18 protein-coding genes and 2 rRNA genes are annotated in these 20,493 nt (G+C 39.8%); 11 read left to right on the top strand and 9 right to left on the bottom strand.

Going from position 1 to position 20,493, the window contains the following annotated elements; all coding sequences use genetic code 11:
- Positions 1-91 precede the first annotated feature (91 nt).
- The gene (gene cysZ / locus RI844_RS01215; protein ID WP_348396662.1) at positions 92-838 is read left to right on the top strand and encodes a sulfate transporter CysZ; all 747 of its coding nucleotides are present in this window, start codon (positions 92-94) and stop codon (positions 836-838) included.
- Between the two features lie 86 nt (positions 839-924).
- On the opposite strand, the gene fadD is transcribed toward cysZ, so the two are convergent.
- The 5 genes from fadD to RI844_RS01190 form a co-directional block, all read right to left on the bottom strand.
- Positions 925-2,580: a long-chain-fatty-acid--CoA ligase FadD gene (fadD, locus tag RI844_RS01210; RefSeq protein ID WP_348396661.1), complete on the bottom strand. Its 1,656-nt coding sequence runs from the start codon at positions 2,578-2,580 to the stop codon at positions 925-927.
- A gap of 188 nt (positions 2,581-2,768) precedes the next feature.
- Complete coding sequence (locus tag RI844_RS01205) at positions 2,769-3,629, bottom strand: alpha/beta fold hydrolase (RefSeq protein WP_348396660.1); 861 nt, start codon at positions 3,627-3,629, stop codon at positions 2,769-2,771.
- Between the two features lie 24 nt (positions 3,630-3,653).
- Complete coding sequence (locus RI844_RS01200; RefSeq protein WP_348396659.1) at positions 3,654-4,253, bottom strand: M50 family metallopeptidase; 600 nt, start codon at positions 4,251-4,253, stop codon at positions 3,654-3,656.
- Positions 4,254-4,375: 122 nt separating this feature from the next.
- Complete coding sequence (tsaB, locus tag RI844_RS01195; RefSeq protein ID WP_348396658.1) at positions 4,376-5,077, bottom strand: tRNA (adenosine(37)-N6)-threonylcarbamoyltransferase complex dimerization subunit type 1 TsaB; 702 nt, start codon at positions 5,075-5,077, stop codon at positions 4,376-4,378.
- A gap of 57 nt (positions 5,078-5,134) precedes the next feature.
- On the bottom strand, positions 5,135-7,108 hold the full coding sequence (locus RI844_RS01190; RefSeq protein WP_348396657.1) for an ATP-dependent DNA helicase: 1,974 nt from the start codon (positions 7,106-7,108) through the stop codon (positions 5,135-5,137).
- A 510-nt stretch (positions 7,109-7,618) separates the two neighbouring features.
- Here RI844_RS01190 and hisG point away from each other — a divergent pair.
- Genes hisG through RI844_RS01145 form a run of 9 tightly spaced genes read left to right on the top strand, consistent with a single transcriptional unit; the run spans position 7,619 to position 15,284 of the window.
- On the top strand, positions 7,619-8,524 hold the full coding sequence (hisG, locus tag RI844_RS01185; protein WP_348396656.1) for an ATP phosphoribosyltransferase: 906 nt from the start codon (positions 7,619-7,621) through the stop codon (positions 8,522-8,524).
- Positions 8,525-8,527: 3 nt separating this feature from the next.
- Positions 8,528-9,814 carry a histidinol dehydrogenase gene (gene hisD / locus RI844_RS01180; RefSeq protein ID WP_348396655.1) on the top strand — a complete coding sequence of 429 codons (1,287 nt, stop codon included), beginning with the start codon at positions 8,528-8,530 and terminating at the stop codon, positions 9,812-9,814.
- A gap of 2 nt (positions 9,815-9,816) precedes the next feature.
- The gene (gene hisC, locus RI844_RS01175) at positions 9,817-10,920 is read left to right on the top strand and encodes a histidinol-phosphate transaminase (protein ID WP_348396654.1); all 1,104 of its coding nucleotides are present in this window, start codon (positions 9,817-9,819) and stop codon (positions 10,918-10,920) included.
- Positions 10,908-11,990 carry a bifunctional histidinol-phosphatase/imidazoleglycerol-phosphate dehydratase HisB gene (hisB, locus tag RI844_RS01170; protein WP_348396653.1) on the top strand — a complete coding sequence of 361 codons (1,083 nt, stop codon included), beginning with the start codon at positions 10,908-10,910 and terminating at the stop codon, positions 11,988-11,990. The genes hisC and hisB overlap by 13 nt, the downstream gene beginning before the upstream one ends.
- Positions 11,990-12,628, top strand: a complete 639-nt coding sequence (gene hisH, locus RI844_RS01165; RefSeq protein ID WP_348396652.1) for an imidazole glycerol phosphate synthase subunit HisH — start codon at positions 11,990-11,992, stop codon at positions 12,626-12,628. The genes hisB and hisH overlap by 1 nt, the downstream gene beginning before the upstream one ends.
- Entirely contained in the window at positions 12,628-13,365 is a 738-nt protein-coding gene (gene hisA, locus RI844_RS01160; RefSeq protein WP_348396651.1) for a 1-(5-phosphoribosyl)-5-[(5-phosphoribosylamino)methylideneamino]imidazole-4-carboxamide isomerase, read from the top strand. The genes hisH and hisA overlap by 1 nt, the downstream gene beginning before the upstream one ends.
- Positions 13,347-14,120, top strand: coding sequence for an imidazole glycerol phosphate synthase subunit HisF (hisF, locus tag RI844_RS01155; protein WP_348396650.1), 774 nt, complete (start codon positions 13,347-13,349; stop codon positions 14,118-14,120). The genes hisA and hisF overlap by 19 nt, the downstream gene beginning before the upstream one ends.
- Before the next feature lie 53 nt (positions 14,121-14,173).
- Positions 14,174-14,791 (top strand): bifunctional phosphoribosyl-AMP cyclohydrolase/phosphoribosyl-ATP diphosphatase HisIE, encoded by a 618-nt coding sequence (gene hisIE / locus RI844_RS01150; RefSeq protein WP_348396649.1) that lies wholly within the window; start codon positions 14,174-14,176, stop codon positions 14,789-14,791.
- A gap of 25 nt (positions 14,792-14,816) precedes the next feature.
- Positions 14,817-15,284: a GNAT family N-acetyltransferase gene (locus RI844_RS01145; RefSeq protein WP_348396648.1), complete on the top strand. Its 468-nt coding sequence runs from the start codon at positions 14,817-14,819 to the stop codon at positions 15,282-15,284.
- Between the two features lie 19 nt (positions 15,285-15,303).
- On the opposite strand, the gene RI844_RS01140 is transcribed toward RI844_RS01145, so the two are convergent.
- Positions 15,304-15,909 carry an energy transducer TonB gene (locus RI844_RS01140; protein WP_348396647.1) on the bottom strand — a complete coding sequence of 202 codons (606 nt, stop codon included), beginning with the start codon at positions 15,907-15,909 and terminating at the stop codon, positions 15,304-15,306.
- 65 nt (positions 15,910-15,974) lie between these two features.
- Here RI844_RS01140 and RI844_RS01135 point away from each other — a divergent pair, with 65 nt between their 5' ends.
- Complete coding sequence (locus tag RI844_RS01135; RefSeq protein ID WP_348396646.1) at positions 15,975-16,484, top strand: MAPEG family protein; 510 nt, start codon at positions 15,975-15,977, stop codon at positions 16,482-16,484.
- A gap of 108 nt (positions 16,485-16,592) precedes the next feature.
- Here the strand turns inward: RI844_RS01135 and RI844_RS01130 are convergent, their stop codons facing one another.
- The 3 genes from RI844_RS01130 to RI844_RS01120 all read right to left on the bottom strand — a co-directional run bounded on the left by RI844_RS01130 (position 16,593) and on the right by RI844_RS01120 (position 20,493).
- Positions 16,593-17,039, bottom strand: a complete 447-nt coding sequence (locus RI844_RS01130) for a DUF3859 domain-containing protein (RefSeq protein WP_348396645.1) — start codon at positions 17,037-17,039, stop codon at positions 16,593-16,595.
- A gap of 235 nt (positions 17,040-17,274) precedes the next feature.
- Positions 17,275-17,389: ribosomal RNA gene (gene rrf, locus RI844_RS01125) — 5S ribosomal RNA — on the bottom strand.
- Between the two features lie 215 nt (positions 17,390-17,604).
- A 23S ribosomal RNA gene (locus RI844_RS01120) occupies positions 17,605-20,493 on the bottom strand.

Here is a 20,493-nt window from a genome sequence, read left to right as displayed (position 1 = left end):
AATAAACACATGCTTTGTAACAGTTATTGGCTTTGATTATTTGTTACTATAGTTATACTTTAATTTAGATATGATCAATAAGGAAATTTCAATGACAAGAGGCATTCAACAGCCAATTGCTCAAAGTGGCGCTGGTTATTTTATGCATGGTTTTAAACTTATTAGAACCCCGGGGATCAGACGATTTGTATTTGTACCATTATTGGTAAATTTAATTTTATTTAGTTATGCCTTTTATTATCTCAGTAGTTATATTTCTGATCTAATCGTATCTTTTGAAAATTGGCTGCCCGAAGGACTGAGTTGGTTAACTTATCTTGCAGAGCCACTGCTTTATATAACCGCACTAATTTGTTTTTCCTTTTTATTTTCAACGGTGGCAAATTGGCTTGCTGCACCTTTTAATGGCTTGTTAAGTGAAAAGTTAGAACGCTACCTTACTGGAGAATCAATTGCTGATGGCGGTTTTTCCGATGTTATTAAAGATATCCCTCGAACTCTTGCCCGCGAGTGGCGGAAACTTGTTTATTATTTACCAAGAGCGATTGGTTTCTTTTTAGTGTTGTGGATTATTCCTGTTTTTGGTCAAGTAATATGGTTCGCCTTCGTAGCTTGGATGATGGCGGTGCAATACTGTGATTACCCATTCGACAATCATAAAGTTGGCTTTGTTGAAATGCGTGATAAGCTCACCGAACATAAAGGCAAGTGCTACGGTTTTGGCTTAACAGTAACAATTTTTGCGATGATCCCAATTGTAAATTTAGTCTTAATGCCAGTTGCTATTTGTGGTGCAACTGCGATGTGGGTTGATCATTTTAAAGGCGATTATAAGTAACGAATTACGAATACGTTGCACTTCGAATTTCGAAGTAGTTATTGAAGCGTCAGCGTATTCGAAGTGAAGCGTATCCGAAGTTACAATTATCTCAGATCTTTTCTTAGTATTTTACCAACATTGGATTTAGGTAACTCATCTCTAAATTCAATCAGTTTAGGAACTTTATAATTGGTTAAATTACCGCGACAATGATTAGTTAAATCCTTTTCGGTCAGCGCCTGATCTTTTTTCACGATAAATATTTTAACACTTTCACCATTAACATCATGAGGAACGCCAATGGCTGCTGCTTCTAAGACGCCAGGGTGCATCATTACCACTTCTTCTATTTCATTGGGAAATACGTTAAAGCCTGACACGATTATCATGTCTTTTTTACGATCAACAATTTTGAAAAAGCCTCTGTCATCCATTGAGGCGATATCCCCCGTTGCCAGCCAACCATCTTTTAATATCTCGTTTGTCGCCTCAATACGGTTATAATAACCTTTCATTACTTGTGGGCCTTTAACATACATCTCACCAGGCTCACCAATAGCACAAACACTGCCATCATCTGCAATAATTTTTACCTCAGTCGACGCCGCGGGTAAACCAATAGTGCCATCATACCCTTGTTGATTATATGGGCTTAGAGTTACCAGAGGTGCACACTCAGTTAAGCCATAACCTTCTAATAAACGGGTTTTAGTGATTTGCTGCCATCGTTCAGCTACAGGTTGCTGAACAGCCATGCCGCCCCCCAACGAAACTTTTAATTGGCTGAAATCCAAGTCTTTAAAACCTGGGGTATTTAACAAACCGTTAAACAAGGTATTAACACCAGTAAGCGCGGTAAACTTATATTTAGATAATTCTTTAACAAACCCCGGCATATCACGTGGGTTTGTGATCAATAAATTAGTACCACCTAATGTTAAAAAGGTTAAGCAGTTAGCGGTTAAGGCAAATATATGATAAAGCGGTAACGCAGTAACAACGAATTCTTCTCCTTCAATGAGTAAAGGTTTCAATGCCCCTTTCGCTTGCTCTAAATTAGCGACCATATTGCGATGAGTTAACATAGCGCCTTTAGATACCCCTGTTGTGCCACCGGTATATTGTAAAAAGGCAAGCTCTTCCCCGTCAATATCGACAGGGGTATATTCATCAGGGTTACCACTAGCTACAACGTGGTTAAATGCAATGGTATTGGGCAAATTAAATTTAGGTACCATTTTCTTTATGTATTTTACCACTAAGTTAACAACCGTACCTTTTACTGCACCTAAACGATCACCTAATGACGTTAAAATTACATGGTCTACCGGTGTCTCATTAATAACTTCTTCCAGAGTGTGGGCAAAATTATCGATGATAACAATGGCTTTTGTGCCAGAGTCATTTAATTGATGTTTTAATTCTCGCGCGGTATATAAAGGGTTTACATTTACTATGGTAACTCCGGCAATTAAGCCACCAAAGAGAGCAATTGGATACTGCAACGAGTTAGGCACCATAATTGCGAGTTTATCACCTTTTTTCAGGCCTAAATCATTTTGCAAATAGGCAGCAAATGATTTAGCTTGCTGTTCTAGCTCTTGATATGAAATTGACACATCCATATTAATGAATGCGGTTTTATCAGCATATTTTTTACTGTATTGGAAAAACATTTCAGCCAACGATTTATATCGGTCAGCGTCTATCTCAAATGGAACTCCTGGAGGGTAACTTTTTTCCAGCCAAATTTTTTCCACACTACATCTCCTGTTATTGAGGGTAAATCTCACGGGTAGTTATTACCGTGACACCCTTTTCTTATTTTTCGCTCTACCTATATTTGTATAGTAATTGTTATGAGTATAGGCGACCGTATTTTAGCCACTTATCATTTCACAGATAGAAACAATTGCAAGAGGTATGACCAGAAAAGATTAAATTAATTTTATTTGAGTGTTTTTTCAACAATTGCGACTAAATCAGCAGGACTCTCCATATGCGGGTGGTGGCCGCCATGAATGGTGAACTGTTGATAATTAGAAATGTGCTCAGCAAAAATTTTCACGCCAGTTTGTACCATATCAAAACCATTTTCACCTAAAACCAAGGTTACTGGGCAATGCAGGTTGGCCACTACTTGTATCGCCTGTTTCAAGGCAAAACGTTGTGGTGATACATTTCTTAACCTTGCATCTGAGCGCCACGTGACCCCGTCTTCGACAGCATGTAAGCCGCGCTCAACCAGCAATTTAGCATCAGTATCAGCCAAGTCAGAAACATTCATCCTAGCTTTGACTGCTGCATCAATATTCTTATGTACGGTCGCCTGTTTATTTTGCAGCTGCAGACGACTTAACATGCCTTTACGTAATTGCTCACTGGGGTTTTCGTTTTGTGTTAATAAACCAATTGCTTCAATTAAGATTAATTTATCAACTTTGTCATTAAATGCGGATGTAAAAAGTGTAGCGACCATACCGCCCATAGAGTGACCTATGATGCTTATTTGCTGCCATTGGTTAACTTCAAGTAGTTGCAGTAAATCATAGCACCAATCAATAAAATGATAGTGTGCGTCTTTACTTCTGTGCTCTGATTGGCCATGCCCAGGCCAATCAACAGCAACAAATTGGTATTGAGTTAACAATTCGCTGTCTTGTGCTATTAAGGTATTAAAAAACGGTAAAAAGCTAGCACAATTATCAAGCCAGCCATGCAAACATAAAACCACCGGTGCGTTCGGGTTACCTAGAGTTATACCTGCGAGTTTTCCATGAGCAAGGGCGAAGCTTATATCTCGAATCAAAATAAGTCCTTATAATTTAAATGTTTATTTCTTTGCTAAGCGATAAATCGCATAGATACCAATTGCTGTCCAAACTAAAATCCATACAATTTCGGGTATAAAAGTAAGCTTAGCTAGTGCACTACCATCGCCGATGCCGCGACCATCAATTAAATATAGAGGAGAACTTAAACTATTCAGTAACACCATGAGGGCAAAGATCTTTAAAATAACCGGTAAAAAATGAAAATGAGATATTTTTATGCTTAAAGCAAATGTGGCAATAAGAATTAAGATAATCACTAATGTAAGTAAATCACGGGCCCAGAGCAGGCAAGACAGTGCTAATAGCACTACCATAAATAGACTAAAATACCGGCTAATTGAGGATTTAAGGTCGGCTATTTTATAAATCAACACCCCCCAAGCTACAGCGCCAGCATACCCTGAAAACGCAATTATAAATGCGATTCCTCCTTGTGTTGTACAAAGCCCTGCACCATTAGGAAAGAGTTCAATTTGCAGTATTTTCCCACCCGTAATTAAGGCCGCTAGACCATGGCTCAATTCATGAAAAAAACTTTCTAGCCAGTTAAATGGAATACCTAAATATGGGGTTTCTTTTAACAAAAAAGCAATGATCAACAACGACCAAAAATTAGTCGATAAAAAATGATAGATTGACGTTACCTTTTTAACTGGCGGTGCAACTGGCTTATTATTAGTTGAAATGGTTTATCTCCATCAATACCTCAATATAAAATGAACTATTCTCTACCAGGAAGTTTTTTCCAGGTTACAGTGTCGCGTAAATACACAGGTTGAGCATCTTGAGCAGCAATAGCATTACCATTTTCAAACTCTTTTATACCAATAGGTAACATGGCAACAGCATTTGGAAATTCAACATCTTGATTAATAATTACCTGTTCGACATCGCTTAATTGCTCAGGGTAAGCAGACCAAGCACTTCCGACACCGATTAAATCAACAGAGCTTCTAGCTTGTTCAGTAACCCCGTTTACAAGCTCTGGCGCGATCACGGTTTCAGGAATTACTTCTTGCATGATTTGATTTTCATCAACAGCAAACATGCCACAATAAACCTCATTCATACGGGCATCTATTGCTGATATCACCTGAGTTTGACCATGATTTAAATACGCTAATTGCGCCATAGTTTGCAATGTTGAAACGCCAACCAATTTTAATTTAGCTGAATATCCCAGACCTTGTGCTACGCCGATACCAATTCTCACTCCAGTAAAACTGCCGGGACCGCGGCCAAAAATCAAACCGTCAAGTTGATTGAGCTTAACCCCTGCCTCTTGTAATACATCGTCGACCATTGGCAGCAGTAATAAACTATGTGATTGTGGGCATAATTCATAACGACTATAAATTTTGCCTTGAAATGTCAGGGCAACTGAACAGGCTTCTGTTGAGGCATCAATGGCCAAGTAGTTCACGATTAATCTCTCTTCATTTATTTAGTTAGTTAATAACTATAATGCAATAAACTCAGTTTATTCATTATTTGAGCTTTTATCTGTATTAATACACTGTAAGAATTTAACGGCACTATTAATATCTCTTGTTCTATCCATATTAGGTAAACTAGCTAAAAATACTTGCCCATAAGGTCGATTAACCAAACGGCTATCACATATAGCAAGTACACCTTGATCGCTCACATCTCGAATTAATCGGCCTACACCTTGCTTTAACGCAATTACTGCCTGCGGTAACTGAATTTGGCCAAAGGGATCTCCACCTTTGCGCTTAACATCTTCACTTTTCGCTTGTAATAATGGCTCATCTGGTGCGCTAAATGGCAATTTATCGATAATAACACAAGTTAAGTTGTCACCTCTAACGTCAACACCTTCCCAAAAAGAAGCGGTTGCCAGTAATATTGCCTGTTTTTGTTCAACAAAATTATCTAAAAGAATACTTTTCGCCATTTGTCCTTGTACCAATAATGGGTTATCAATTTCTTCGGCTAGTAACTCGGCGACTTGATTAAGCATTCTATAAGAGGTGAACAATAAGAAACAGCTACCCTTACTGGCTTTTATCAATGGCATAGCAATATTAACTAACGCTTGCCCTCTCTTATGGTGATTTGCTTCGGGTAAATACCTTGGTACGAATAATTTTGATTGTTTAGGATAATCAAATGGGCTTTCGAGTAATAGTTGTTTTGCGTCTGCTAAGCCTAGTTCGTTACTAAAATGACTAAAATTGCCATTTACCGCTAAGGTTGCAGAAGTAAACACCCAGGCAGCATCTGATTCATCAATGAAATGCTGAAATTTATCCGCAATCGATAATGGTGTTTGATGCAGCACAACATGTCTGCGTGTTGTTTCATACCATAAACTCATACCGAAACTTTCAGTATTATTCATAATGTCATATTTAGTTAACAACTCGGTTGCGCGCTCGAAGCAATTATCTATGGCTTCGGTACGCGACACGCATATTTTTAATACGTCAAAGAGGAACTTTAAATCAACATGAAGTTGGGCAAATGCTCGGGCAAACTGTTGTTGGTTCATTTTATGGCGCCAATTACCTCTTTCTGAATCTTGGGCAAATAGCAGACGAAAATCACCCGCAGCACGCTGTAATTTCTCCGCTGCTTTGGCCAGTTGTTTTACATCTGTTAATTCAACTTTATATTGTTGCAAGCAATCAATAGCAAGTTCAAGTAACTGTTTCGTGGAAAAAGCTTGGCCAAAATATTCACTGGCAATATCACCAAGTTGATGAGCTTCATCAAAAATCACCACATCAGATTTAGGAATTAATTCACCAAACCCCGTATCTTTAAGCGCCATATCGGCAAAAAACAGATGATGATTAACAACAACCAAGTCAGCATCAATAGCCCTTTCCCTAGCTTTGACTAAATAGCATTTTTCATATTCAGGACAATTTCTACCTAAACAGTTATCTGTAGTAGAGGTAATTTGAGGATATATTAAAGAATCTTCAGCAACATTAGTAAGTTCACCAATATCTCCAGATTGAGTAATGCTTGACCATTGCCGAACGGCAACGAGGTCTTGTAATGTACTGGCATTTAACGCACCACCGACTTGATGACGTTTTTCAGCTGAACTGGAGAAGTTTTCTTCTAATCGAAACACACATAAATAATTAGAGCGGCCTTTTAGTAGCGCTGTTTTATGGCCACTGTTTAAGGCTTTTTTAACAAGCGGCAAATCTTTATGAAACAGTTGCTCTTGTAAGTTTTTTGTTCCAGTTGAAACAATCACTTTCTTTTTTGACGCAATTGCAGGAATAAGATAGGCAAAGGTTTTCCCTGTACCAGTACCAGCTTCAACGATTAACCTTGTTTTACTATTAATTGCTATTTCAACTTCAGATGCCATATCCAATTGAGCTTGACGAGGATTAAAACCAGGGATCAGTTGAGCAAGAAGACCATCTTTAGCGAAAGCTTTAGCAACAGTGGTAGTTATGCTGGTCATTATTGTTTATAGTTTTCTATAAAAGGAAGAAACAACATTATAACCAGTAACTATTGTAGGTAAACAAATAATACAGATTGAAGTAAATATTTGCTCATTTAACCTAAAATAAACGATTACAAAATCAAAACCGCGCCAGTTAAAAGTTAAAAAGGTTATGAGTTATGCAAAAATGTATTTAATTATTCATATTTATTTAATAAATAACTATTGACGATTGGCCCTAAAAAACATTATTGTGTGCATAACAGAGCTGGTGCTACAACCAAGCTACTTATTTTTAAGAGAACACATATGTTTAACCTGAACTTACATCATCGTCATCATATTATCGACTAGCCCTCAGGTTATTCGCTGAGGGTCTATGGACTCTTAAAGCGACGCTCAAAATAAGCAATGCCCCGAAAGAGTCCACTTTTTCGGGGTTTTTTATGCCCTCACAACTCAGTTAAAATCCATTAGGATTGATTGAAATTACAAATTTATAAATATTTTATTTTGGAGCAACAAATGACAACTACAGACAAAAACAGACTAAGAATTGCCATTCAAAAATCTGGCCGACTAAGTGACGAATCACAAAGCTTATTCAAACGTTGCGGTATGAAGATAAATTTAGCCGATCGTCGTTTGTTAGCTCATGTAGCAAATATGCCCATAGATCTGATGTTAGTGCGCAGCTCTGACATTCCAGGTTTAGTTATGGATGGCGTATGTGATCTTGGTATCGTCGGTGATAATACTTTAGAAGAACACGCCTTAGAACGTGAGCTAACTAATGAGAATAGTGATTACGACAAAATTATGTCATTAAAATTTGGAGCTTGCCGTTTATCAATAGCCTTACCGGAAGAAACTGAATATCAAGGTATTCAAAGTTTAGATGGAATGCGTTTAGCAACCACTTATCCAAGGCTGTTAACACGTTTTGGCAATGACAATAATATCAAATTTGAATTTTGTAAGTTAAATGGTTCAGTAGAAGTGGCTCCTCGAGTTGGCTTAGCTGACGGTATATGTGACTTAGTGTCAACAGGTACAACGTTAGAAGCGAATGGCTTGAAAGAAGTTGAGGTTATTTATCAATCTAAAGCGGCGTTAATTCAAGGCAGCCAGCCTTTGTCAGCAGAAAAGCAGAAAACGCTAAACACCTTAATTCCTCGTATAGAAGGTGTATTAAAAGCCAAGGAAAGTAAATACATCATGATGCACGCGCCAAAAGATAAGCTTAATGAAGTGGTAGCGCTTATGCCAGGTAGCGAAACACCTACGGTTTTGCCATTAGCTGAACGTGATGATCGAGTTGCTATTCACATGGTCAGTACTGAAACATTCTTCTGGGAAACGATGGAAGAACTAAAAGAATTGGGCTGTAATTCAATTTTGGTTATGCCAATTGAAAAAATGATGGGATAGAACATGTTAAATTGGTCAACATTAAATGCAGCTGAACAAACTAAAGCTCTTTCCCGGCCTGCGATTAGCGACAATAAAGGGTTAAGTAAAGCCGTTGCTAGTATAATTGATAAAGTAGACAAACAAGGTGATAACGCCTTATTTGATTTAACCGCAGAATTTGACAAGGTAAAGCTGAGTTCTTTACTTCTGACAGATAAAGCCGTAGTTAAAGCGACGCAACGTTTATCCGATAAACGAAAATTGGCTATTCAAACTGCCTATGGACAGATTGAACGTTTTCATATTGCGCAAAAAACAACTGATATTGTTGTAGAAACTCTGCCTGGCGTTAAATGTACTTTAAAAACGGAAGCTATTGATAGTGTCGGCTTATATATTCCCGCAGGTTCTGCACCGCTTCCTTCTACTGTTTTAATGTTAGGAGTGCCGGCCAAACTAGCTGGATGTAACCGTGTTGTTTTAGTCTGCCCACCAAATAAGCAAGGCGAAATTGCCGACGAAATCATTTATGCAGCAAAGCTTTGTCAAATTAGCGAAATTTATACCATCGGCGGCGCACAGGCGATTGCTGCATTAGCACTTGGCAGCGATACTATTAAACCAGTTAATAAAGTTTTTGGCCCAGGTAATCGTTTTGTCACTGAAGCTAAAAAGCAACTGTCACAATTGGTACCTGGTTTTGCTATTGATATGCCAGCAGGCCCTTCAGAGCTCTTAGTGATTGCCGATGAAAGCGCTACTCCAGCTTTTGTTGCAGCAGACTTATTATCACAAGCTGAACATGGTCCAGACTCACAAGTGATATTAGTCACTAACTCTGCTGAAGTTGCAAACAATGTACAAGCTGAGCTTGACCTGCAAGTGGAATTATTGAGCCGTAAAGCTATTGCCAAACAAGCATTAAGCGAAAGCCGATTAATTGTATGTGACAATATCAATGAAGCGGTACAAGTATCTAACCTTTATGGACCAGAGCACTTGAGCATTCAAACCAAGCAGCCGCAACAACTAATGACTAAAATACGTTCTGCAGGATCTATTTTTGTTGGTGATTATTCACCAGAATCAGCCGGTGATTATGCCAGTGGTACTAACCACGTTTTACCAACGTATGGTTATTCTAAGGTGATATCATCTTTGTCATTAGCTGATTTCTCTCGTCGTTATACGGTACAAGAGCTTAGCAAGCAAGGTTTGCAATCATTGGCTGAAACAATTATTGAGCTTACCGATGCAGAAGGCTTGGATGCACACCAACGTGCTGTAACCATCCGTTTGGAGAAATGATAATGACCGATAAAACCACTAATATTAGCGATAAATTAGTACGTGAAGATGTATTAAATATGGTGCCTTATCAATCTGCCAGGCGTGAACAGGCCGGTGGTAGTTGCTGGTTAAATGCCAATGAAGCAGGTGGTAATAATCAACTCGATATTAGTTTAAGCAATCTTAATCGTTACCCTGATTTTCAACCTCAGCAGCTGATTAACGCTTATGCGCAATATGCAGGTGTCGAAAATAAACAAGTTTTAGCTACCCGCGGCGCTGATGAAGGTATTGAAGTACTGATCAGAACATTTTGCCAGTCTGCTCAAGATAACATCATTATTTGTCCACCAACTTATGGTATGTATGCGATAAGCGCTAAAGGACACGCTGTTAATGTAACAACAGTACCATTAACTGATGACTTACAACTTGATTTAGCATTACTGGAAGAGAATAAAAACCAAACAAAAATTGTGTTTATCTGCTCTCCAAATAACCCTACCGGTGATGTGATCAATCGAAATGACATCATTACAACACTAGAGTTATTTAAAGATTCAGCTTTGGTCGTAGTAGATGAAGCATATATTGAATTTTGCCCAGAGCTTTCTTTTGCAAAATTATTAAATGATTATCCAAATTTAGTGATCTTAAGAACCTTGTCAAAAGCGTTTGCGTTAGCTGGCTTACGCTGCGGTTTCACCCTTGCTAGTAATGAAATTATTACCATGATGAGCAAAATCATTGCCCCCTACCCGATTTCAAACCCGGTAAGTGCAATAGCTAGCCAAGCGCTAACTCAGAACTTAAATGAGATGCAACAAAGGGTTATTCAAACCAATAAACTAAATGTAGAGATCGGTGAGTTTTTAAAGCAGCAAACTTGGTTAGAAAAACTATTCATCTCGAAAACTAACTATATTTTATTCCAAGCTAATAATGCATCTACTTTATTTAACTCGCTAATTAAACAAGGCGTGTTAATTCGAAACCAATCAAGTCAATTAGGTTTAGATAATTGTTTGCGAGTTAGTATTGGCAATGTAAATGAGCTTGAACAATTTAAATCAGCGGTTAATACCTACAATCAACAACAGGAAAACTCAACATGCAAAACATAGCGCCTAAATCTGATATTTTATTTATTGATCGCGACGGCACTTTAATTGAAGAGCCGGTAACGGACAAGCAAGTTGATACCCTTGAGAAACTAGTATTCGAACCAAACGTGATACCTGTATTGTTAAAGCTTCAACAAAGTGGCTACACTTTAGTGATCGTTTCAAACCAAGATGGCTTAGGCACAGATAGCTATCCGCAGTCGGATTTTGATTTACCACACGAAAAAATGCTGGAAATGTTTGCCTCGCAAGGGGTTAACTTTAAAGATCAGCTTATTTGTCCACATTTTGATGAAGACAACTGTAATTGCCGAAAACCAAAACTAGGTTTGGTCAGTGATTACTTACAACAGGGTAAAATCAACTTTGCCAACTCATTCGTTATTGGCGATAGAGAAACTGATATTTCTTTGGCTAAAAACATGGGTTTACCAGGTATTCAATACAACCGTGAAAGCCTAAATTGGAATGATATCAGCGAACAACTTCTAAACAGCCCACGCATTGCCAGCGTTACTCGCACCACGAAAGAAACCGATATAAACGTACAGGTAAATTTAGATAAAGCTGGCGCAAACAATATCGAGACTGGCATAGGATTTTTTGATCATATGCTTGATCAAATCGCTACCCATGGTGGGTTCTCATTAACCTGTACCGTCGATGGCGATCTACATATAGATGATCACCACAGTGTTGAAGATACCGCACTAGCACTTGGCGATGCACTAAAACAAGCACTTGGCAATAAGCGGGGTATTACCCGCTTTGGTTTTGTATTGCCTATGGATGAGTGTAAAGCAGAATGTAGTATCGATTTATCAGGTCGAGCGCATTTAGTGTTTGATAGCGAATTTACCGACAACCGCGTAGGCGGCATGTCGACACAAATGGTCAGCCATTTCTTCAAGAGTTTAACTGATGCGATGGCGATTACGCTTCATCTTTCAACGACAAAAGGTAATTGTCATCATCAGGTAGAAAGCTTATTTAAAGTATTTGGTCGGGCATTGGGCCAAGCCATCACTGTAAGTGGTGATGCAATGCCGAGTTCTAAAGGCGTATTGTAATGAATGAATTATCATCTACAGATAATACTGTAGAGCAAGCCGATGCACTGATCATTGATACGGGTTGTGCCAATATCAGCTCGTTAAAGTTTGCTTTAGAGCGTTTGGGTTATAAAATTTTAGTATCAAAAGAAAGCGCTGACATTAGAAATGCCAAAAAAGTATTTTTACCTGGGGTTGGCTCTGCTGAGTATGCTATGGCAGGCATAACTGAACGTAATTTATTTGATGTTATTACCGAGCTAAAACAACCAGTCTTGGGGATTTGTCTAGGCATGCAATTAATGACTAAGCATTCACTGGAAAACAATATTGATACTCCTTGTTTGGCTGTTATTGATACACAAATCGACAAAATTAATGCCGCTGAACACATCCGATTACCGCATATGGGCTGGAATACCTTAACAAATATTAAAGTATCACCTTTATTTGATGGTATTAGTGAGCAAGACTATTTTTATTTTGTTCATACTTATTGCGCACCGGTTTCTAGCCATGCTCTAGCATTGTGTGACTATGGACAAAACTTTAGTGCAAGTTTACAACAAGAAAATTATTACGGCGTACAATTTCACCCTGAACGTTCAGGTAAATCAGGCGCAAAATTATTGAAAAACTTTATGGAGCTATGCTGATGATCATTCCAGCTATTGACTTAATTGATGGTAAAACCGTACGTTTATATCAAGGCGATTACCAGCAAAAAACAAATTATCAACAAACACCAGAAGAGCTGGCAGAACGTTACTATCAACAAGGCGCAAAAATTTTACACTTAGTTGATTTAGATGGTGCAAAGGACAGTAATAAGCGCCAAACCAAACGATTAAAAGAAATTATCAGTGTAGCAAAAATGCCGGTACAAGTTGGCGGCGGCGTTCGCTGCCAGCAAGATGTTGATGACTTGTTAGCATTAGGCGCAAGCAAGGTCGTTATCGGTTCATTAGCAATTAAACAACCTGAACTTGTTAAATCTTGGTTTAGCATTTACGGTAAAGATAAAATTGTACTGGCGTTGGATGTACAAATAAATGAGCAAGGCGATAAGTTACTGCCTACTCATGGCTGGATTGAACAAAGTAATACCACATTGGAACAATTGCTAGACTTTTATGGTGAAGACAATGTCAGTCAAGTGCTTTGTACCGATATATCAAAAGACGGGACATTAACAGGTTCAAACGTTGAACTTTATCAACAATTGAAGCAACAATATCCAAACATTTTTTGGCAAGCCTCTGGCGGTATTGGTAGTCTAGATGATATCAGAAATGTTGCCACTTCAGGCGCCGACGGCATAATTTTGGGCAGGGCATTACTTGAGGGGAAGTTTACCTTAGCGGAGGCTATCACATGCTGGCAAAACGCATAATACCTTGTCTGGATGTTCGTGATGGCGTTGTTGTTAAGGGCGTAAAGTTTAGAGATCACGAAGTTATCGGTGATATTGTTCCTTTAGCCAAACGTTATGCTGAAGAAGGCGCGGATGAATTGGTATTTTATGATATTACCGCAAGTTCCGATGGCCGTGTCGTCGATAAAAGCTGGGTTGAACGTATTGCCCAAGTTATTGACATTCCATTTTGTGTTGCTGGCGGCATTAAAACTGAAATTGAAGCCCAAAAAATGCTGCTAATGGGTGCAGATAAAATATCTATCAACTCCCCTGCATTATCAGATCCTAGTCTGATCTCGCGGTTAACGCGTCAATTTGGTCAACAGTGCGTGGTTGTTGGCATCGATTCTTATTATGATGAAGAGACCAAACAGTACCAAGTTTATCAGTTTACTGGTGATGAAAGTAAATCAGCTAAAACAGTATGGCAAACAAAAGATTGGGTCAAAGAAGTGCAAAGCCGCGGTGCGGGTGAAATTGTGCTCAATGTAATGAATCAAGATGGTGTACGCCAAGGTTATGATATAGAACAACTATCAATGATCAGAGAGGTGTGCAACATACCATTAATTGCTTCCGGCGGCGCAGGTACTATGCAACATTTTAAAGAGGTATTTGAGCAAGCCGATGTAGATGGCGCATTAGCCGCTAGTGTATTTCATAAAGGCATTATCGACATTCAAGATTTAAAAAACTACCTACAAGCAGAAAATATTGCCGTACGAGTGTAACTAATTGATATTGCATCAATTGATGAATTAACTAAATTTAAGAAGAGAATAAAATGATTGTATCTGCTAAAAACATTAACGACCTTGCTTGGGATAAGATGGACAATTTGATCCCTGCTATTATCCAACACGCCGATACTGGTGCTGTGCTTATGCAGGGCTATATGAATAAGGATGCACTAAACGAAACATTAAACAGCGGTAAAGCCACGTTCTTTTCTCGTTCGAAACAACGTTTATGGCAAAAGGGCGAAAGCTCAAAGAATTACTTGCTTGTAGAAAATGTTTTGACCGATTGCGACCAAGATAGTTTATTAATTAGCTGTCGCCCAGATGGACCTACTTGCCATTTAGGGACTGACTCTTGTTTCAGCGAAGAAGCCTTTAATCAAAAGAACTTCTTAGGCTATTTAGAACATGTGATCAGCTCTCGAAAAAATGATAAACCAGAAGACAGTTATACTGCGCATTTACTTTCTCGTGGTACAGCTCGCGTTGCTCAAAAAGTTGGTGAAGAAGGTGTTGAAGTGGCGCTTGCTGCGGCAACAAATCAAAAAGAAGAGTTCATTGGTGAATGTGCAGACCTGTTTTATCACACCTTAGTGCTTTTAGCCGATCAAAATGTAGATTTATCTCAAGTGATGTCTGTATTACAATCTAGGCATAAATAATTTAAGACCGAGAAGAGACAAGCATATGAGTGTTAGTATTAATTGGAAAGCAAAAACATTTTCCGAATTAAACACTACCGAGCTTTATGATGCACTAAAGTTGAGAGTTGATATTTTTGTCGTAGAGCAAACTTGTTATTATCCTGAATTAGACGATTGCGACCGAGTAAATGGCACGGTCCATTTACTCGGTTATAATGGTGAAGAATTAGTAGCATACTTACGGTTATTACCTAAAGGTGTTTCTTACCCTGAATATCCAAGTATAGGCCGTGTAGCAACAAAAGCTGAATATCGTGGTAAAGGCATAGGCCATCCGCTAATGGTAAAAGCATTAGAGGTATGTGAACAAAACTGGCCTGGTGAAGATATAAAAATTTCCGCACAAGAACACCTTGAGAAATACTATATACAACACGGTTTTGAGCGGGTTTCTGATATGTACTTAGAGGATGATATACCTCATATTGCTATGCTTAAGACTTCACACTAAAGAACTAAAACTTAAGCTTTTACTTATTGCCAAAATCAATTCTTACTGAAAGGTACTCCTGTCGTACAGTTTTACCTTTTTCTAGTTTTGCCTTATATTTCCAGTGACGCAATGCATCTATCGCTGCCTGATCAAAAATAACCTTAGGCTCAGAATCTATAACCGCAATATTTTCAACTTTACCAAAGCGGTTAATACTGAAGCTTAGCTTAACCCACCCCTTAAGCTTTTCTCTTGCTGCCGCAAGAGGATACCTTGGTAAAGAACGGTATATAGGCATAGCATCAGAGTCTTTAATAATACCAACAGTAAACTCTTGATCAGCAAAATTACTATTCATTTTTATCGAAGGCAAATTAACCTTACCAGGTACAATCGTTTTATTGGATTCAAGTTCAGTCATTTTTATCTGAGCATTGGGTTTACTTTTGGGTTTAGGGGGTGGGTCTAGAGTACGATGTCTGTTAGCTATTTTTGTTTCTTTAGGTACACTGATAATCTTAATAATTGGTGATTCATCAACATCTTCAATGTACACGTCTTCAGTGGCAACTAGAGAGGCCATTACTGCAAACAATGCAAAGGAGATCAGTGCTCCTAATATTATTGGAATAATAAATTTCAATAGATTTCCTATAGTTTATAGAAGATAGTCCCTTAATTAATTAGTTTATGGCCTAAGTATAGTAGTTGATTTTAAAGGTAAAAGTATTATTGCAAAGGTTTATAAATTTTAATGGAAACAATTGTTTGCACAGCATAATTAAACTAATATGGGCATTAAACTCTCTGCAGGATAAAAATAATATGGTTTCACCACTTTTACTTACTGGCTTTTACAGTGGGATTTTAGCAATTTTATATATAGCTTTAACATTCAAGGTTATTGGACTTCGCAGAAAACATTTAGTTGGAATTGGCGATGGTGAAAACGCTGAACTTGCTAAAGCGATTCGCGTTCATGGAAATTTTTCTGAGTATGTTCCAATCGCATTAATATTATTTGCCGCTTTTGAATTAAATGGCGGCTCTGCTCAACTGCTACACCTTTTAGGTGGGTTACTGGTGACGGCTAGATTCTTACATGCAATTGGCCTTGGTAAAAGTACGGGTACATCATGGCAGCGTTTTGTAGGTACCCTAGCGACATTTATTACTATGCTTGTTTTGGCGGTTAGTAATATTTTAACGATGTTTTAAAAAGCAGAATTAAAGTTTCGAACACTATTAGAATCAGTTAATGTAACTATAAAAAATACTCTTATGGTGTTCGGAAACCAAATTAAGTTAATTTGATAACAAAGGTGGTTAACGTCGTTTATTAATTTTTTTATTTAGCATAGTGAATTCATCTATATCATCACTCTCCTTAATGACTACATTAAAGGTTTTATCAGCAACTATTTTCTCGTGATACTTAATAACGATCTGCCACGGCCCCAACTTATCTTGAATAGGTTGCCAAATAGTATCGCCAAGGAAAAAACTCCAATCATTCGTTTTAACAAACACTTCACCCGTAAAAGGCGCCATTACATTTCCATTTTTATCCAATATATTAGGATGGGAAATTTTAAAGTTTAATTTACATCCTTTGCCTTTTTTTACATTAAGAATATAACCAAATTCAATATCAACTACAGCCGGTATCTCAGAAGTGAAGTTTTGTATTCTAGGTAGTTCTTTGACTTTAGGGTTCCACAGTTCATATATACCATAACTCTTAATGGAAAATTCAGGTTTACTTTTAGCCATTGGTTGATTATTAAACTCTCTTTATAAAATATATTTGATAATAACAGTATGCTTTATTTGTTAAAGCATCAAGAATCTAAATCTATAACCCACATAAGAACCCCAAGCTCGGTACGAGTCAGGGGGTTCCGCACAAAAGCACTGCGGAATGACGGAGTACTTTTTCGAAGGATATTTTAAATCTCCACAACGAAAAAAGCCCCTAGCGTTAGCTAGGGGCTTTCTTGAATTGGAAGCCTGGCGATGACCTACTCTCACATGGGAACTCCCACACTACCATCGGCGCAACTGCGTTTCACTTCTGAGTTCGGCATGGGATCAGGTGGTTCCACAGTGCTATTGTCGCCAGACAAAAAACGTTTCGCAAAAGAAGCTCTTTTGCTTGCTAGAAGTTTTTTGTCCTGAATTCATTTCAGGACCTACTGACACTTACCGAGCATCAGTCTTCTAACTAATTTGGAAAAAACAATATTAAACCGTACTTACTCTATTCTTTAATGCGTGATGTGTTTCCACATTTCTTTGTCAGACCATACAGCCTCAAACAAAACTGCTTGGGTGTTGTATGGTTAAGCCTCACGGGCAATTAGTATCAGTTAGCTCAATGCCTCACAGCACTTACACACCTGACCTATCAACGTTGTAGTCTCCAACGACCCTTTAGGGGACTTAAAGTCCCAGTGAGAACTCATCTCAAAGCCTGCTTCCCGCTTAGATGCTTTCAGCGGTTATCAGTTCCGAACATAGCTACCGGGCAATGCCACTGGCGTGACAACCCGAACACCAGAGGTTCGTCCACTCCGGTCCTCTCGTACTAGGAGCAGCCCTCTTCAATTCTCAAACGCCCACGGCAGATAGGGACCGAACTGTCTCACGACGTTCTAAACCCAGCTCGCGTACCACTTTAAATGGCGAACAGCCATACCCTTGGGACCGACTTCAGCCCCAGGATGTGATGAGCCGACATCGAGGTGCCAAACACCGCCGTCGATATGAACTCTTGGGCGGTATCAGCCTGTTATCCCCGGAGTACCTTTTATCCGTTGAGCGATGGCCCTTCCATACAGAACCACCGGATCACTATGACCTACTTTCGTACCTGCTCGACGTGTCTGTCTCGCAGTTAAGCTAGCTTATGCCATTGCACTAACCGTACGATGTCCGACCGTACTTAGCTAACCTTCGTGCTCCTCCGTTACTCTTTGGGAGGAGACCGCCCCAGTCAAACTACCCACCAGACAGTGTCCCCAAGCCCGATAAGGGCCCTAGGTTAGAACATCACGCATACAAGGGTGGTATTTCAAGATTGGCTCCACCACATCTAGCGACGCGGTTTCAATGCCTCCCACCTATCCTACACATGTAGGAGCAATGTTCACTGTCAAGCTATAGTAAAGGTTCACGGGGTCTTTCCGTCTAGCCGCGGGTATACGGCATCTTAACCGCAAATTCAATTTCACTGAGTCTCGGGTGGAGACAGTGTGGCCATGATTACGCCATTCGTGCAGGTCGGAACTTACCCGACAAGGAATTTCGCTACCTTAGGACCGTTATAGTTACGGCCGCCGTTTACCGGGGCTTCGATCATGAGCTTCGCAGAGCTAACCCAATCAATTAACCTTCCGGCACCGGGCAGGCGTCACACCGTATACGTCATCTTTCGATTTTGCACAGTGCTGTGTTTTTAATAAACAGTTCCAGCCACCTGGTTACTTCGACTCTCCTGTGCTTACTCCGCAAGGGATTCACACTAGAGAGCGTACCTTCTCCCGAAGTTACGGTACTATTTTGCCTAGTTCCTTCACCCGAGTTCTCTCAAGCGCCTTAGTATTCTCTACCTAACCACCTGTGTCGGTTTGGGGTACGGTTCCTATATATCTGAAGCTTAGAAGCTTTTCCTGGAAGTATGGCATCAACAACTTCAACTCCGTAGAGTCTCGTCTCGTATCTCAGTCTCAGTGAATCCGGATTTACCTAAACTCACAACCTACATACTTTCACATGGACAACCAGCGCCATGCTTGCTTAGCCTTCTCCGTCCCTCCTTCGCAATATATAGAAGTACAGAAATATTAATCTGTTTCCCATCGACTACGCGTTTCCGCCTCGCCTTAGGGGCCGACTTACCCTGCCCTGATTAACATGGGACAGGAAACCTTGGTCTTTCGGCGGGGGAGTTTTTCACTCCCCTTATCGTTACTCATGTCAGCATTCGCACTTCTGATACCTCCAGCAAACCTTACGATTCACCTTCAACGGCTTACAGAACGCTCCCCTACCACTTAATCCTAAGATTAAATCCGCAGCTTCGGTGCATAGTTTAGCCCCGTTACATCTTCCGCGCAGACCGACTCGACTAGTGAGCTATTACGCTTTCTTTAAAGGATGGCTGCTTCTAAGCCAACCTCCTAGCTGTCTATGCCTTTCCACATCGTTTCCCACTTAACTATGACTTTGGGACCTTAGCTGGCGGTCTGGGTTGTTTCCCTTTCCACAACGGACGTTAGCACCCGTAGTGTGTCTCCCGCATATCACTCATTGGTATTCGGAGTTTGCAAAGGGTTGGTAAGTCGGGATGACCCCCTAGCCTTAACAGTGCTCTACCCCCAATGGTGTTCGTGCGAGGCTCTACCTAAATAGATTTCGGGGAGAACCAGCTATCTCCCGGCTTGATTAGCCTTTCACTCCGACCCACAAGTCATCACCGCATTTTTCAACATACGTGTGTTCGGTCCTCCAGTTGATGTTACTCAACCTTCAACCTGCCCATGGGTAGATCGCCGGGTTTCGGGTCTATGCCCTGCAACTAAACGCGCAGTTAACACTCGCTTTCGCTACGGCTCCCCTATTCGGTTAACCTTGCTACAGAACATAAGTCGCTGACCCATTATACAAAAGGTACGCAGGCACCGGACTAAATCCGGCTTCCACTGCTTGTACGTATGCGGTTTCAGGTTCTATTTCACTCCCCTCACAGGGGTTCTTTTCGCCTTTCCCTCACGGTACTGGTTCACTATCGGTCAGTTAGGAGTATTTAGCCTTGGAGGATGGTCCCCCCATATTCAGTCAAGATTTCTCGTGTCCCGACCTACTCGATTTCACTATTAGGTTGTTTTTGTGTACGGGGCTATCACCCTGTATCGCTGTCCTTTCCAGAACATTCCACTAACGCCCAAATAGCTTAAGGGCTGATTCGCGTTCGCTCGCCGCTACTAACGAAATCTCGGTTGATTTCTTTTCCTCGGGGTACTTAGATGTTTCAGTTCTCCCGGTTCGCCTCATAATGCTATGTATTCACATTACGATACCCGCCTGATGACGGGTGGGTTTCCCCATTCGGACATCTGTGCCTATAACGCCTTTTATCGGCTTAACACAGCTTTTCGCAGATTAACACGTCCTTCATCGCCTCTAACTGCCAAGGCATCCACCACATACGCTTAGTCACTTAACC

The sequence above is a fragment of the Thalassotalea fonticola genome (assembly GCF_032911225.1).
Lineage (GTDB): Bacteria > Pseudomonadota > Gammaproteobacteria > Enterobacterales > Alteromonadaceae > Thalassotalea_A > Thalassotalea_A fonticola.
The sequence above is the reverse complement of the archived record's forward strand: the minus strand, read 5'-3'. Positions and strand labels throughout refer to the sequence as shown.

What these genes read in the sequence shown, in the direction of transcription:
- hisA (WP_348396651.1), top strand. Translation starts at nt 12,628, where the DNA reads ATGATCATTCCAGCTATTGACTTAATTGATGGTAAAACCGTACGTTTA.
- hisH (WP_348396652.1), top strand. Translation starts at nt 11,990, where the DNA reads ATGAATGAATTATCATCTACAGATAATACTGTAGAGCAAGCCGATGCA.
- hisF (WP_348396650.1), top strand. Translation starts at nt 13,347, where the DNA reads ATGCTGGCAAAACGCATAATACCTTGTCTGGATGTTCGTGATGGCGTT.
- hisIE (WP_348396649.1), top strand. Translation starts at nt 14,174, where the DNA reads ATGATTGTATCTGCTAAAAACATTAACGACCTTGCTTGGGATAAGATG.
- hisD (WP_348396655.1), top strand. Translation starts at nt 8,528, where the DNA reads ATGTTAAATTGGTCAACATTAAATGCAGCTGAACAAACTAAAGCTCTT.
- RI844_RS01130 (WP_348396645.1), bottom strand. Translation starts at nt 17,039, where the DNA reads ATGGCTAAAAGTAAACCTGAATTTTCCATTAAGAGTTATGGTATATAT.
- hisB (WP_348396653.1), top strand. Translation starts at nt 10,908, where the DNA reads ATGCAAAACATAGCGCCTAAATCTGATATTTTATTTATTGATCGCGAC.
- cysZ (WP_348396662.1), top strand. Translation starts at nt 92, where the DNA reads ATGACAAGAGGCATTCAACAGCCAATTGCTCAAAGTGGCGCTGGTTAT.
- hisG (WP_348396656.1), top strand. Translation starts at nt 7,619, where the DNA reads ATGACAACTACAGACAAAAACAGACTAAGAATTGCCATTCAAAAATCT.
- RI844_RS01145 (WP_348396648.1), top strand. Translation starts at nt 14,817, where the DNA reads ATGAGTGTTAGTATTAATTGGAAAGCAAAAACATTTTCCGAATTAAAC.
- RI844_RS01190 (WP_348396657.1), bottom strand. Translation starts at nt 7,108, where the DNA reads ATGACCAGCATAACTACCACTGTTGCTAAAGCTTTCGCTAAAGATGGT.
- hisC (WP_348396654.1), top strand. Translation starts at nt 9,817, where the DNA reads ATGACCGATAAAACCACTAATATTAGCGATAAATTAGTACGTGAAGAT.